Origin of the sequence: Mongoliitalea daihaiensis, assembly GCF_021596945.1 — a bacterium.
GTDB classification, from domain to species: domain Bacteria; phylum Bacteroidota; class Bacteroidia; order Cytophagales; family Cyclobacteriaceae; genus Mongoliitalea; species Mongoliitalea daihaiensis.
Genome location: NZ_CP063779.1, coordinates 3,390,871 through 3,405,487, shown reverse-complemented (window position 1 = coordinate 3,405,487; position 14,617 = coordinate 3,390,871). Strand labels below are relative to the sequence as shown.

The following is a 14,617-nucleotide window of genomic DNA, read 5'->3' as shown; positions in this document are numbered from 1 at the left end:
TTATGAACTCTGAAAAACCTAAACATAAGCCTGTCCTCAGTGAAGATGAAACCAGATCCTTTGAATATCTCAAGGAACAGGTTGACTATACGATTGCTTCCTGTGTGGGAAGCTCTAAGGCAAAACTGGACAAAGCATATAAAATCAGGAACGGTGAAATGCCGATGGAGAACTATCAGTATCTACAAGATGCGCAGGGTGTAGAGCTTCCATCTAAAGTAAGGCATATTCCGGTTCTCAAATCTATGTTCGATGCTCTTCAGGGCGACGAAGCAGTACAACCTGTTCCCTTCAGAATTACATGCAGGGACAACGAAAGTGTTGAAAAGATGATGGCTGAAAGGCATCAAGCTTTTATGAAGGAAGTACACCAAATGATTTCAAGCTCAATCAACGAGCTTGTGCAGCGGGTTAACTATTCGGATAATACGAAAATACCGATTACAGGAAATTTCGTAACCAGTACCGATTTTCATAAGAAGCAGGAGAATTTCAAAGCTTATAAGACCTATTTGGAAATTTACTCCCAAACGGTCATGGAGTCCGAAATGGACTACCTCAATATGAAGTTCCTGTTTAACATCATGTTCAATGATCTAATTGTAGGTGGTCAGGAATATTATCAGTCAAAAGTTACAGGTATTGGGGTTGCTCCAATGTTTAGGGTTATCAATCCGAAACACTTGTATTATACCAAAACGCATAATACCCATTTCATTAAAGACTGCCCGAGGGCTGTTTACATTGAAGAACTTCCGGCACAGGAAGTATATATGCGTTGGGGCCATAAATTCAGCGATAAAGACCGAAAGGAATTCTTTTCCAATTATGGCATAAAGTCAGCAGACCATGAAGTGAAACTTGTAGCAAGCAAGTTTGGAAACGTTGAAGGGCCTGTTACCCCTTATTCGGTTCGAAACCTGACCTCAGACCTTGTAAAAGTTTACTGGGTGGAATGGAAGGAAAACACCAAGATCGAAAGCAATATTGATGATGAAATCATTGTCAACGGAAAGAAGCGAAAGATCAAGGAGTCAATGACTAAATACAAGCTTGATAGGTACGAAGGCGTGCGTATCGGTGAAAAGATTTACGTTGACATGGGCAAGTCAAAGTACGTGATCCGTTCCTCTCGCAATCCATGCGATGTACCCTTGACATTTAACGGAGCGTGTTACAATGACAGAAACGGAGAGCCTTTTTCTCTTGTTCTTGCTACTGAGGAACTGGCCATGAAAATAGATATCATGCACTATTTTCTTGAAAACCTTGTGGCCGTTTCAGGTACAAAGGTTATGCCTGTACACGTTCCGGATATTCCTGTATGGTTGGATGAAACAGATCCAGTGAACAGGGTACGCAAATTTCTTGGCTATGTTAAGCAAGGTATTGCTCTTGTGGATTATTCCCAAGACGGAGCAGGAAAGTTCCAGAATTACACTTCATGGGATATGAGTATTTCCCAAGCAGTCGGAACAATTAAGGATATCATCATTTTTTTGGAGGAAACAGCTTCCAAGATTACAGGGGTATCAAGACAGCGTATGGCGCAGATCGTAGCTAAAGACGGCAAAGGCCTTACTGAAAATGCTATTGAACAATCCACTATTGTAACTCAGCCTATGCTGCAGCTTCACAATACTATCGTGAAAATGGCATTAACTGATCACTTGAACCATTGTAGAATGTCCTATCAGGACGGTTATCCAGGATTGTTTAGCATGGGTAAAAAAGGCAGGGAAATATTTACAAATGCGCACGAGCAGTTTAAGCTTGCAGATTTTGATGTACATGTTTCTGATAGTTCAGATGAAATCAAGTCTATCGAAGAAATCAAGTTGATGTCTCGTGAGCTTGCACTTGCTATGCAGATTGATCCTACATTCCTTTTTGATATGGTCGGAAGCAAATCCCTTACCCACATCAAAGAGCTTGCTAAGTCTGCATTTCAGTCAGGTAAAGACGAACAGGTCGAAGAACTTGTACAACAGCTCAACGATGCAAACAACCAGCTTCAACAGTTTCAAGCCGAGCTTGACAGGCTTACCCGTTCTGACAAAGAAATTAAACAGCAGGAGCTTCAAATCAAAAGTCAGCAGGTACAATCCAAGGCCCAGTATGAGGCGGAACGCAATAGGATTGATGAAGACTTCAAGAACAGAAAAATAGACCTTGACGAGAAAAGGGTCAAGCTTGAACACTTACAACTTGCCTATTCCACCAATTCTAAAGAAATCAGAAACAGTTAAAGCAACTTAGTGAGCAGTTAAAGCAACGCTGTGAAATATAAATGAAAATCATTTTTATAAAACTTAATTATAATTGTATATGAGTAAAAGTAGCGAAGAATTCGATGACATGCTTCTTGATCCGGATTTGATCAAATACGGTGAAGATGGTGAGATTATCGGGGTTTACAATGAGGAAACAGGCGAGGTAGAGCCATACGGAAAAAAGCCTGAAAGCAATGACCCTCCCCCTTCCCCACCTGCGCCAAATCCAGCCAATCCAAAGGATGATCCAAAGCCTGCAGCTGAACCTGCGAAAAAACCTGAGGATAAAAATAAGGATCAGGGAAGTAATCAAGAGTTCGCAAATGCAGCGGACTTCATTCTAAAAACAGGCGGTTACGATCTGGACGAAATAGAGTTTGAGGATGGTCGTAAGGTAAAGATTGCGGACTTGACACCTGAGGATCAGCTGACAATTGTCACCAATGAGTTTGTACGGATGCAGGAAGAGTTTGCCGAAGAAATCAAAAAAGCTCCTGAAACTGCTTTCAAGAACGATGAAGAAAGAGAGTTAATCGATTTTCTTCGTAACGGTGGTACTGCAAAAGACCTCGCTAAATACATCCTTGAAAGTGATCCAGAGAATGCACACAAGCAGTTGACTGACGATGAACTTGTATTAGAGAATCTCAAAACAATCTACAAGGGTGCTTCCGAAGAAGAAATTCAGGAAGAGTTTAAAATACTCAAAGATGCTGGCAGGGTTGAAAAACGAGCTGCATTTCTCAGACAAAAAATCAGTTCCGGAGAAATTAAGTTCGCTGACATTTCAGCCAAGCACAAAGAAGCCATTGAGGCAAGAAGAGAATCGGAAAGAAGCGAAGAAATAGAGGAGGCTAAAAAGATTATTGAGACGGCCAAGAAAACCACTGAAATCGCAGGTATTCCTATTGATCCAAAAGTAACCGCTGCCATCGTAAAGGACTTAGTTCCTGACAACATTGACGATGAAAGCGAATTCTATAAGTCTCTTGCTGATCCTGCAAAGCTGTTGAGAATGCGTTTTCTCGACGTTCACGCAGAAAAAATATTTGAGCACATATCCAATCAGGCTTTTGCAGAAGGAATGAAAACCGAACGTGAAAGACTTGAAAACGAAATAGCAGACCTTAAGGCAAAGCTGAACATCAAAGACAGGCATTTGCAGAAGTTTTCTGACAAACCTATTGTAACATTTAGCAAGGCTGCACCGACCAATAGCAAGCCTTCCAAATCTTCTTCTGAAGAAGAAGAGATATTTTAACAACGGAGCATCGCGGGAATGGAGAAGATTGACTTAACCAATTTTCTACATAACCAAAAACGATGAGAGTAGTATCTATCAGCCACATTCCAAACGGTGCGGATACCAAAACAATGCAGAATCTTGGTGCTATGATCGGCTTGAAGCCACATATCTCCAAGACCATTGTTACGATGTATCCAGGACTTACGCTCCAAAAGCTTACCGAACAGCTTGGAGCTGTGTACCACAAAGATACAAAAGACCTGAACTTGAAAGAGATCGAGTCTTTTGAATTCCAGTGGAAAATTAAAACCAACAAAATCCCACGTATCCGTATCGCAGAGGACTGCAATGAGAACGGTCAGTATGGAACTGAGTTCAGATTGATTCTTGAGCAAAAGTTCTACGATGTACGTGACGCTTTTGAGCTTGAAAACGAGCAGGTTTTGTTCGTAACCAGACAGCCAAGACAGTTGGCCCCGAACAAATGGGAGCACTGGGTGAAGCTTGTTTCCACAAGCACGGAAAACAAGGTAAACACCAACTACCTTAAAAGAGGCAAGCGCACCAAGTACTTGACCAACTATCAGCCTGAAATGTCCGAAATCGGTTTCAGCAAGTCTTTCTGGAATGCTGAAATGCACCGAAACTATATTTCAAGACACCGTGTAGGCGATTCTGTTTCTGGTGACTTTGCGAAATTGAAGCCGGTATACATGCAGCATGCGGGCGATCTTTTCCAGATGCCTGAAATTGAAAAAGATTTGTTGGATCAAATCTACCTTGCTTTCGAAAACTCCATGTTGTTGGGGCCTGGTAACTTTGACGACACTGGTAAGGTATTGATCACTGAGGAAGACGGAAGACCTATTCCTATGGGTGTCGGCCTTATCCCAACTATCAAAAAGTATTGCGGACAAACTCGCTACTTCTTCCTTACTGATAAAGTATTGAGAGACGTAATCTCTGCTTGCGTAGAGAAGATGGAAAAGCGTACAGGCAATACCATTGCGGTAGCTTGTAACTGGAGAATGTACGAGCAAGTACAAGTTCTTTTGGACAGCATCTTGAAGGAAAGAACCTCTCAGGCATACTTCTATACTGTAGAGGGCAAGAAAATTAAGGTAGGTGCTGAGTATCATGCATACGAGTTTGCTGGCAACACAATTGTGTTCATGCACAACGATGCGTTAACTGAGCGTTACCCTGAAAAAGGTTACGGAGTGTTTATCGATACCAACCGTTACGGAGACGAACCAAACGTTCAAATGATTACCCTCAAAGGCATGTCCTTGTTTAAAGGTTCCTTGTTGGGTATGGGTGGTAAGTCCGGTGGTGACAATGTTGAAAACATGGGAACTACTGTTCACGCTTCAAGATACGAAATGATGGGTTACAGAGGCATTAAGCTTGCAAACCCTTACACTTCCCACATTTTGGAGGAAAACGTAGGCTGGTACTAATTGTTTGATATTTTATGAAACAGGGTTATATTTATAACTCTGTTTCATTTAAACAAATTTAACGCTATGTCAAAAAAGAAGAGTAAAGAGGAAGCACTTGTCGATCTGTTAAAATCAAGAAAGGAATTAACACTTAAAGCCAAGTATGGTAAACAGCAAGGCCCACTTGTATTGTGCCCTGTAAAAGATTCCATTACGGGTGGATTGCTTGGGGTAAAAGTTCTTTCAGAAGACGATAAAAAGAAAGAAGCACGGGTTGTTGACGGCTATACTTCCAGAAAGATTACCAATGATATTACGTTCAGATATGATAATATCATTGATCGTACAGACTGGGATTGGATTGTTCACAACAAGGAAATTGCTGCAAGCCGTGAGGATGCATTACAGGAAGAGGTTGTGCTTTTCTATGTGGACGATTACAAAGCAGAGCTTGAAAAGTCCGTGAAGAAAAAAGAAATTATTTTCCAAGCACAGTCATTGGTGCACAAAGCATCCAAGGACAGACGTCTGGAAGTATGCAGACTATTTGGTATGGACGGATCATACATGGATCCTTCTGAGGTTTTTGAATTCTTGTACGACAAGGCTACCAACTTCCCTGAAAAGACGATAGCAAAATTCGAGGATGACGACGTTAAACACAAAATCTTGATGATGGATTTGGTCAACGCCAAGGTCATTGTCAAGGACGATGAAACAGGCGTTTATGTGTTTGGAGACACCAAGCTTGGTTCCAAGGATGAAACAGTTGTACAATGGCTGAAAGATCCTCAAAACCATGACATTGTTAGAGAAATGATGATAGACCTTGCATCTTAATAAATGAAGACAGCAGTAGAAATATATGAGGCATTTTTGATTGAACTGGATAAGTTCGCTTCACCTGATGCGGAAGTTATAGACTTTCTTCACTCATGGCATACGGCTGTCTATGCATTTATCGAGAACGAGCTAAGGATGTTCGAGCTTACCAATACCGTTACTGACAGGCTCAGGATGCTTTCGGTTCCTTACCATGCTGATATTAATCAACCATCATGTCAAAGGCCTGTAAAGCATCTTGATCTTCCAGGCGATTATTACAGACTGTTCGGTGTAAGTGCTTTATTCGAATATGCCAAGGATGAACGTTTCATCAAGCGCAAAGGCAAAACCTTTAGAAAGCCAGTGCGAAAGTACACGGCAGATATTGAGAACTTTGCCATGGAAAACAAGTATTATAAACCCAATAAGGAAAGACCATTTTACAGAATCGAGGGGAACAGGATCTTTCTAATTTATGATACAGAGTCTAATCCTGCAGATGAAATTTTTGCCCGTAGCATTTCTTTGCGCTACATCAGACAGCCCCAAAAGCTTGAGTTATCAGACGACTTCCAATCCTTTAATGAAAGCGAGTTTCCTATTGATGTAAACATGCTAATATTGAGACTTGCAGTAGCCAATAGACTTGGCACAACAGGAGACCCGCGAATACAGACAAAATCACTTATTTAACCAATCTTAACTACTAATGGCAAACTTCACATTAGGGTTTAAAAGCAGAATCATAAACGCTGCTTCCCATTCCCCGATCCGCTTTTTTAATAAAAATAGCGACGGTTATAGCCTGATCGGAACTCAGGACGACTTTACAGGAGATGCGACTAACCCTGCCTCAGCAGCGGCTTTATTGGCCAACGCAGACAGAATCGACATCGAAGGTTTTGTTACCTTAGAAAAAGACAACGTGACCGAAACTATCGGCGCATTGGGTGTTCCTTATCAGACAAACGAAAAAAGATTGACTTTCGCCGTCAATGGCGTAACTGAAATCTACCAGTTCACACTTGAAATCAAATTAGAAGCACTGCACTTCAATGCTGAATTTGCAAGATGGGATGCCCATTTTCAAAGAACCTTCAAGTATCCTTTGGTTGTAAAGCCGGGCGATACCGCAGCAAATATTGCTGAACGTTTGGAGCAGGTATTGAAAGAAGAAGGTTTTCAGGACAGACCATATGTGATATTTGTTAGCCGTGACGGTGCAAACATCAACATTGAAACTTCTGATCCAGGCTTATTGATCCATGTTTCTGCCGTAGGTGATGTCATCCGAAACGGTCAGGTAAGTGTAAACACTACTGAAATCCGAGTAGGATACCAAGGACGTAACACATTCGAGCAGCTAAGAAGCTACAGAATTGAAACCGAAGCAACCTTAAGACCTCTTGATTATCATCACACAGACAGACGTGGTTTGCCTGTTCCGGATGCTAAATACACCTCGTTTACCTTTGGTAAAGTTGTGGAAAGAGAAGAGCTTCATGGACATGCAATGGCTGATGGCATCCAGAAAGGTGCTTACAAGTATCAGTTGTTTGTCAATGAGGAATTGACACAGTACAAATTGGCTCTTACATCTTGGTTAAATGCCAACGTAGCTAAAAGAACCATGTTTACTGCGACAACTCCTGAGCTCGCAGTTGCTTCCCCTGAGCTTGTTCAAAGTGCTACCTCCAAAGGCACAGCACCATTCAGAACACCGCTCATTTAATAAGGCTACCTTTTACTCTCCAAATAAAAGCCCGTGCATCTTGCATGGGTTTTTTTTATAACATATTTTTATAAAAATGAAATAAATACATAAATGAAGCCTACATTAAGCGATTATGCTGATTTGATTATCGGAAATGTGTATGCCGGATATAAGGGCGTAGGCAATATTTCATTGTCAAAAGAGGCAGTAATGACAGAGGTAAATCTTACCTCAAGAAGAATAATTGCTGAACTCCTTTCGGCCCAAAGGCTCGAAAAAGAAGAGTTTATGCAAGAGATACACACCTTGGAACTTGAACAGAGAGATGATAGCCCCGAGTTTTTTATGACTCCGAACAGGAATGAAAAAATCTACCACGCGCAAATACCCAGTCTTCTCTGGATGCCGGGGCTTGATCCTGTCTCTTACATTGGAACCAAAAACAGATTCGAAAAATACATTGTAGCTACGGGCAACCGATACATGTTCCAAAAGTATTCCAAGTTTCATTCGAGGCTTCCTTTGGTATTGATTCAAGGCAATGACTTGTATATTCTAAACAACAAGAAAGGAGTAAAGCAACTCTTAGTCCGTGCGATGTTTGAAAACCCTTTAGAGTTGATAAGCGCAGAAGACCCCTACCCTGTTCCGCTTCATGTGGGCGATATGATCGTGACCAAGCTAAGTGACCAGTTTATCCGTCATTTCCGAATGAAAAACCCGCAGCCGAACACCCAAAACGACATCATGTCAATTCCACAACAGAATAACGAACAATGAAAAACGTAGCATCCGATAACTTTTACCATATAGGCAGAGCAGTACAGTTGCTTGAGGATATGTATGATATCCGGGTAGATCTTCACAAAGCAAGAGAGCTTGCTGTAAGAGTGTACCATAATGCTAAGCCTGTAAAGGTGGTCAATTACCTGTTCAGGGCCACCATTAAAGATTATAAAGTCGAAATCCCCTGCGAAAGCTTTATGATCAAAGCTGTTCTTCGCACAGATGTGGTCAACAATTTCTTTGGTGTAAACAGAGGGCAGACTATGTTGATTATTCGAGAAGGATTTAAAGACAGAACAGTAGTAAAAGAAGTCAGAGGAAACGTTACCAACGCCAACCCTGATGCTATACAGATTTTGCGTGACTGGGATTTTGTGGATAAAATCCCAATGGAAAAACCTTTACAAATCAATGAAGATTTGCCATTGCTGTACGAGCCTCACAACTTCTTTGAAAACTACTCACTCGATGGAAATACTCTTACTTTCAACCGGACCGATACTGACGTTGATGTTATTTACAGGACTTTGCTTACTGACGAAGAGGGATTCCCCTATTTCAATGAAAAAGGCATTCTTGCTGTGGTTGAGTATCTTGCTTATCTCGATCAGCTTAAGAAGTTTTACCGAAAGGAAGGAAACGAGAACGCGGTTATGCTGGCTAAAGACAACTACGAAAGACTTGTTGCACAAGCCCGATCCCCTGAAAATATGACCGACAATCAAGCAGACGAACTTTTTAGAACGCTGCTTAGCAAGTCAAGACAGTTTTACGGCGCACCAATGAAAGGGTATTGATATGTTCAGGAACCAAAAATATGATTATTCAGATGCAGCAACTATCGAGGATGTACTTCCGGATGAATTCTGCGATTCCCTTGAAATCAAAAGCTATCAGGTCAAGGCGATTCATAACAGAGGCAAGCGTGTAAAACGCAGGCTTGTCAGGTCTGTATTCTACGATTTTTTAAATCTGCTCATTGATGATTTGATGGAGACGAACAACCGTTTTGTATCTCCTTCAAAGAATTACTTCATGTTCTACATTAAGGAAAAATCTTTTGAGTCAGTCAGAAGGATATACAAAAACGGCATATACAAAGCTGTTGATCCTGTACTTTCTAACGGAAAAATCTATGAGTATTTTATGGAGTTCCATATGGGCTCTAAAGTGGTCAGAAGACCAGTCCGCATATCTTACAGAAAATACATGGAGCTTGTCAAAAAAGTAAACAAAGGAAAGCGATACCATAGATGAAAGACATTCGAATTGATGACATTATGCCAAGGCTTAAGGCCCTGCATCCCAATATGCCTGAAAAGAAAATCAGAGAAATTGTTATTAAAGGTTGTGCCGAAATGACAGCACAGACCAAAAAACGAAAAGACATTACTATTGTCTCAAGGAAAAACGGCATTCATTTCACCATATACAAGCCACATTCCAACAAAGAAAAATGAACAATACCGCAAAAAATACCTTTTCAAAAGGCGTAGTCAAATCAACGGATGTTCTTGTACAACAACCAGACACCCTTGCCGATGCTCGAAATATGGAGTTTATGGGAACGGAAGGGAACGCTTTTGTGGCAACCAATATCCTTGGCAATAGACAAATCGGAGCAGTAAGACAGGGTTACATACCTGTTGCAATTGCAGTAAATAGAAACGTTTCCTATATCTATTCCATCGAGATACAGAACGGAACGGCTACAGGACGGGGTGAAGTGGGAACCTTCCCTTCTCCCGACTGGTCAAGGGGTCAGGATTCTAATTCTGAGCTAAGAGACATTTACAGCCCTCTAATGAATTACGGAGGTGACAGCAGAACATTTGACTCTCAAATGAACGGCCCAATGAACTCTGCCCTGTTCAAAGCCTCTGAAAAGGCGGTCTTTGAAATGGAACTTCAAAACGATTTTGATGGATCGGTAAACATCATACTTAATGACGGCATTAATCCACCCTTAATCATCAATAGTGCCTTTGCGGTAAACCGGTCCGGAACAGCAGAAATCATCCGAAGGCTCGGACGATCAACCAACCGATATACTGTTGACAATTTTTCAAACACCTTACGACTGATTCTAAGCAGTCCCAAAATTCCTACGCTCGCATTTCAGGGAGTTCTTCAGGGAGGCAACCTGCGCTCAGGAGCGTACAGGTACTATTTTTACTACATGACCAATGATGGATCACTTACTCAAATGGTTGAAGAGTCAAGAGAAGTCCATATTTTCAACGGTAATTCACCTGCAGATATTCTCGGAGGAAACGCAAGAGGTTCACAAACCGACAAATCCGTTTCGTTTAGCATAGGCAACCTTGATGAATCTTTCCCTTTCCTAAAGGTTTACTTTACCTGGAGCTCGGGAGAAACATCATCCCAACAAACAGCTTTTGAGCTTATCAATCCGGTTCAAATAGGAAGCGGTACGGCTGTTTTTACCCACACAGGATTTGAGCCTCAGTCCATCATTGATCCCCTGTTTTTAAATAAACGAATAGGATCTATTGAATCAGTGCAGAGTATTGCGCAAGTAAAAGGACATCTGTTTGCAGGTGGCATCAAAGAAAAAGGATCTGATTTTGAAGCTTTCAGGGAGTTTGCTAACAGAACACTTACTGGCCACAGAGAAATACTCATGGACATTTTTGGAACAAGGGTATCTCTTTCAGGTGTGCAGTCCTCTATGAATACCACCTCAAGAAGGAACGATGCGTATATTGGAGGTTATTACAATCCCAACAACGTGTACAATTACACGGGATATTTTGGCAACGAAACCTATGCGTTCGGGATTGTTTTCATCATGAAGGACGGCTCTTTAAGCCCCGCATTTCCTACGCTTGCCGTGGACAATTCCAACGGTACAAATGATGCACTGCTTAACGGGTTATCCCCTGCGGACATTGAGCAGATCAGAGACAACGGAGGCTTTATGAACGGCGATACACGATTGATCAATACGAATGGTGTATATAGATTTCCTGCAAGGCATAGAAATCAGGGCGTATTATTTAGCGAAAGCGACCCTACCCTTGTCAGGGTTTACGGAGTTACATTCAGAGTTCCTGATGTTTCCCTTGCGCGATTTAAAGAAGTTCGAGACAATACGATAGGCTGTTTCTTTGTCCGTTCAGAAAGAAAACCCGACCTGATTACACAGGGATATATGTTCGATACAGTCACCATCCCTTCTATTGATATTGGTGAATCAAATCAACCAAATCAGTATATCGGAGGATTTCGGGCAGGATATTCTGAAATCACTTCTAAGCATATTCCCGCCTTCGATTACACGCTTGAAGCGGTCAAGGCTTATAGAAGAGCTGCAGGCGCAGGAAACCACAACATGAGGCACGGCTCGGAAGGTGAAGGGGGTATCCATCCGTTCAGGTTCAACATGAACCAACGTGATTTTGCCCTTGGGAGAAAATTTGCCTTTATATCCCCTGACATTATCCTTGACAAAGAACGCATGTTGCAGATACTTGCTTCGAGGGATGTTGACCTGAACATCATGGCCACCGTGCGTTCGGTTTATGATTATGCAACGGGGTATGCGCTGGCCAATGTACCCGATCATTTTTCGGTAGTAAGGACAGCTCAGTTTTTGCAGCGTAACCAACGGCTTTCCGCAAAGGCAAACTGGACTATAGGCGCAAGCGGCCTGACAAACAATGAGGGCTTTTCAGGAGCAGGATTCTTCAATGCACGTATGCAGCAGCCCGGCACAACAGGCCATAACAATTGGAGATACTACCATTTCCCGATTAATTTCAATGACTATGTAGGCATAACGCTTGAAAACAGATTTACTATTACCGATCCTTCTACTGCAGGTCAGGATGGAGAACGCCGTGTAAACCTACTTACTCGTGAAGTCAACGGAGCTGTACTGGTGAATATGTACGAAAGAAGCGGGCCAAGGACACCGTTGAGCATCCGAAGCATCTATACTTCGCTTGCCAATGAGACCTATACCCAGATATCCCCAAGGATGTACTGGAATTCATCCATAGACGGTGCTGATCCGTCCAATACTGTTCAATCCAAAATGGATTCAGAAGGGCGTATCACCTGTTTTTCGGGAGACTGTTACATCAATCCCGTGTTCAGAAGGCTGTTCCACAACTTTTATGTAGACCAGAGTTCTCCTGTGGACGTGACCAATGAAAACAGCCGTACCAATGTAGGCTACACAATGGGCCTTGTTTGTGAAAGTGCTTTCAATACCGTGCTGCGTTCCGAACAGATTTCCGATGTAAACGAGCCGGGAAGAAGGACTTTTGCCCCGTACAACGTAACAGGTGTGAGACCTGGCGATGCATTCGGGCAGGGAAATCCCCTGAGAAGGTCAAGGATACTTGAAAGCGCATTGATAGACAGAGGATTTAGATTTAACCGATCGCAACGTGATTACTTTGTTCTTGCTGCTAATCTAAGCTTTATCGGTTCCAATTGGTTTGCTCGGGTAATTGCTTCGCCAAGATATATCCCAAACAGTTTTGACAATGCATACAGAAATCTGAACGGTCTGAATTTTCAAGACTATAATGCAGAGCTTGGGGCAATTGTACGGATCATGAACTACAATGATTCCCTTTTGGTGGTGTATGAAAGAGGGATTATTATCCTTCCGATCAACGAGCGAATCCAAACAGGTGCTGACGGTGCAGGTGCTATCCTTGTGGAAGCTATGGGCATCCTTCCACCAACGGGAGGGCCTGTTAACCTTAAGATGGGTTCCATGTGGCATGACTCGATTGTTTCCGCAGACTCGGGCGTTTACGGCATAGATACCGATACCTTTACTTTATGGGCATTTACCTCAGAAGGTTTTTCGGAAATATCCAGATTGCGTTACGAGCCTGAAATGTCACGGCTTTTTTCCTCTTACAGAAATGCAGAGCGTTCGCTTATCGGCAAAAACATCGTGGCCCATTATGAACGGGTACAGCGCAGGATTCTTTGGTCTGTGATAGACGATCAGGTTTCTTCCGAAGCTTTTGCCTACAACGAACTGACACAGAGTTTTACGGGAAATCTCGATTATGTTCCGCTGAAATCATTTAACATCAATGGCAGGTTCCATTCCTTCAACTCGGAAGAAAACAGAAACCAGCTGTTTATCCATCATTCAAAAAGCGTTCCCTACTGCAAATTCTACGGAAGGCAGTACGGGTTCGCTATCAGTTTTGTGGTCAATGAAAACAGCGACCTTCAAAAAGTGTTCGACAACCTTGTGCTGGTATCCAACAACATACTTCCCGATAGGATCACTTACATCACACAGGGTACAAGAACAGTGCAACAGGTGGTTTATGACCCGAGAATCAGAAGGATTTCAAACGTCCATTACCATAAAAATCAGGCAAACGTAGCCATTCCCACAGTCGGGGAAGTGACCGACGAAGGGGAAAAAGGATTTATCCCTGCGCTGAGAGACAATACGGCTTCCATGCTCAGAAAGAAGTCAAGACAAAAAGGAAAAGCAATTCTCATTACACTTGAATACAAAGGAGATAAAATGGTAAAAATCAGTTCAGTATTAACAAGTTATAGACCCGTAATATGATTTACAGAAGAAAAAGAAAAGCAAAGTTTGGGCTGGATTTATCGCAGCTCAAACTTAAGAATGCCCTTGAAAACAATCCCACAGGTGTAGGACAGGCTGCGGGCGGAGTTGGAAATATCCTCAGAAATGCAGGCACAAGAGATATTGGTTTTGGGGTTTCCCATACATCTACAGGAGCAAACATTGGGGCAAGTGCCATGGAATGGGCAGGCAAAGGAGCGCAATTCGGAAAGTTCGGACTTGCTGCCGGAGCACTTGTCGGTGGAGTTATGGGTCTTATAGGTTCGAGAAATTCCAAAAGAAAAGCCTATGCAGAACGTGACTCACGCGAATTACAAGCTATTGAAGCAGGGAATGCTGACTCACGTTCAGTCTATAACCAGCTTGAAGCAAACATGATGGAAGACGGTGGACAGTTGCCGCCATCTGAGGACGAGCAGGGAGAAGAGCAAGCGGTAATACTTGGAGGAAAAAGACATAGTGAAGGAGGAAACGATGTGATTGATGAAAGTGGTGAAAAGGTTGCAGAAACCGAACGGGAAGAAATCATATTCACCAAAGAGCAAACAGAGCTGATCGAAACCCTTTGCGGTGAAATCAAGCAAGGCGATGAAACTGCATACGAGCGTTTGGGCAGCTACATCAAGGATATCATCCTTAACAGAACAAAAGACAATTCAGGGAAATTCAACGAGTTAGAAAATGCCAATATATCCAAAGAAACGGAGGGTTCCGAAAGCGAATGATGGG

12 protein-coding genes are annotated in these 14,617 nt (G+C 42.3%); all 12 read left to right on the top strand.

Translation table 11 applies throughout. The features are described 5' to 3' along the window. The first annotated feature begins 2 nt into the window (after positions 1-2). The 12 genes from IPZ59_RS14395 (at position 3) to IPZ59_RS14340 (ending at position 14,613) form a co-directional block, all read left to right on the top strand. Entirely contained in the window at positions 3-2,249 is a 2,247-nt protein-coding gene (locus IPZ59_RS14395) for a hypothetical protein (protein WP_236136745.1), read from the top strand. Between the two features lie 79 nt (positions 2,250-2,328). Continuing rightward, a complete protein-coding gene (locus IPZ59_RS14390; RefSeq protein WP_236136744.1) occupies positions 2,329-3,534 on the top strand; it encodes a hypothetical protein in 1,206 nt (401 codons plus the stop codon). A 62-nt stretch (positions 3,535-3,596) separates the two neighbouring features. Next, positions 3,597-4,979: a hypothetical protein gene (locus IPZ59_RS14385; RefSeq protein WP_236136743.1), complete on the top strand. Its 1,383-nt coding sequence runs from the start codon at positions 3,597-3,599 to the stop codon at positions 4,977-4,979. A gap of 66 nt (positions 4,980-5,045) precedes the next feature. Further along, entirely contained in the window at positions 5,046-5,801 is a 756-nt protein-coding gene (locus IPZ59_RS14380; protein ID WP_236136742.1) for a hypothetical protein, read from the top strand. Positions 5,802-5,804: 3 nt separating this feature from the next. Next, positions 5,805-6,479: a hypothetical protein gene (locus IPZ59_RS14375; protein WP_236136741.1), complete on the top strand. Its 675-nt coding sequence runs from the start codon at positions 5,805-5,807 to the stop codon at positions 6,477-6,479. Positions 6,480-6,495: 16 nt separating this feature from the next. Continuing rightward, a complete protein-coding gene (locus IPZ59_RS14370; protein ID WP_236136740.1) occupies positions 6,496-7,518 on the top strand; it encodes a hypothetical protein in 1,023 nt (340 codons plus the stop codon). 93 nt (positions 7,519-7,611) lie between these two features. Continuing rightward, positions 7,612-8,280: a hypothetical protein gene (locus IPZ59_RS14365; protein ID WP_236136739.1), complete on the top strand. Its 669-nt coding sequence runs from the start codon at positions 7,612-7,614 to the stop codon at positions 8,278-8,280. Next, complete coding sequence (locus IPZ59_RS14360; protein WP_236136738.1) at positions 8,277-9,083, top strand: hypothetical protein; 807 nt, start codon at positions 8,277-8,279, stop codon at positions 9,081-9,083. The genes IPZ59_RS14365 and IPZ59_RS14360 overlap by 4 nt, the downstream gene beginning before the upstream one ends. A gap of 1 nt (position 9,084) precedes the next feature. Then, entirely contained in the window at positions 9,085-9,543 is a 459-nt protein-coding gene (locus IPZ59_RS14355) for a hypothetical protein (protein ID WP_236136737.1), read from the top strand. After that, on the top strand, positions 9,540-9,746 hold the full coding sequence (locus IPZ59_RS14350) for a hypothetical protein (protein WP_236136736.1): 207 nt from the start codon (positions 9,540-9,542) through the stop codon (positions 9,744-9,746). The genes IPZ59_RS14355 and IPZ59_RS14350 overlap by 4 nt, the downstream gene beginning before the upstream one ends. Then, positions 9,743-13,867 (top strand): hypothetical protein, encoded by a 4,125-nt coding sequence (locus tag IPZ59_RS14345; RefSeq protein WP_236136735.1) that lies wholly within the window; start codon positions 9,743-9,745, stop codon positions 13,865-13,867. The genes IPZ59_RS14350 and IPZ59_RS14345 overlap by 4 nt, the downstream gene beginning before the upstream one ends. After that, positions 13,864-14,613, top strand: a complete 750-nt coding sequence (locus IPZ59_RS14340) for a hypothetical protein (protein WP_236136734.1) — start codon at positions 13,864-13,866, stop codon at positions 14,611-14,613. The genes IPZ59_RS14345 and IPZ59_RS14340 overlap by 4 nt, the downstream gene beginning before the upstream one ends. Positions 14,614-14,617: the final 4 nt, after the last annotated feature.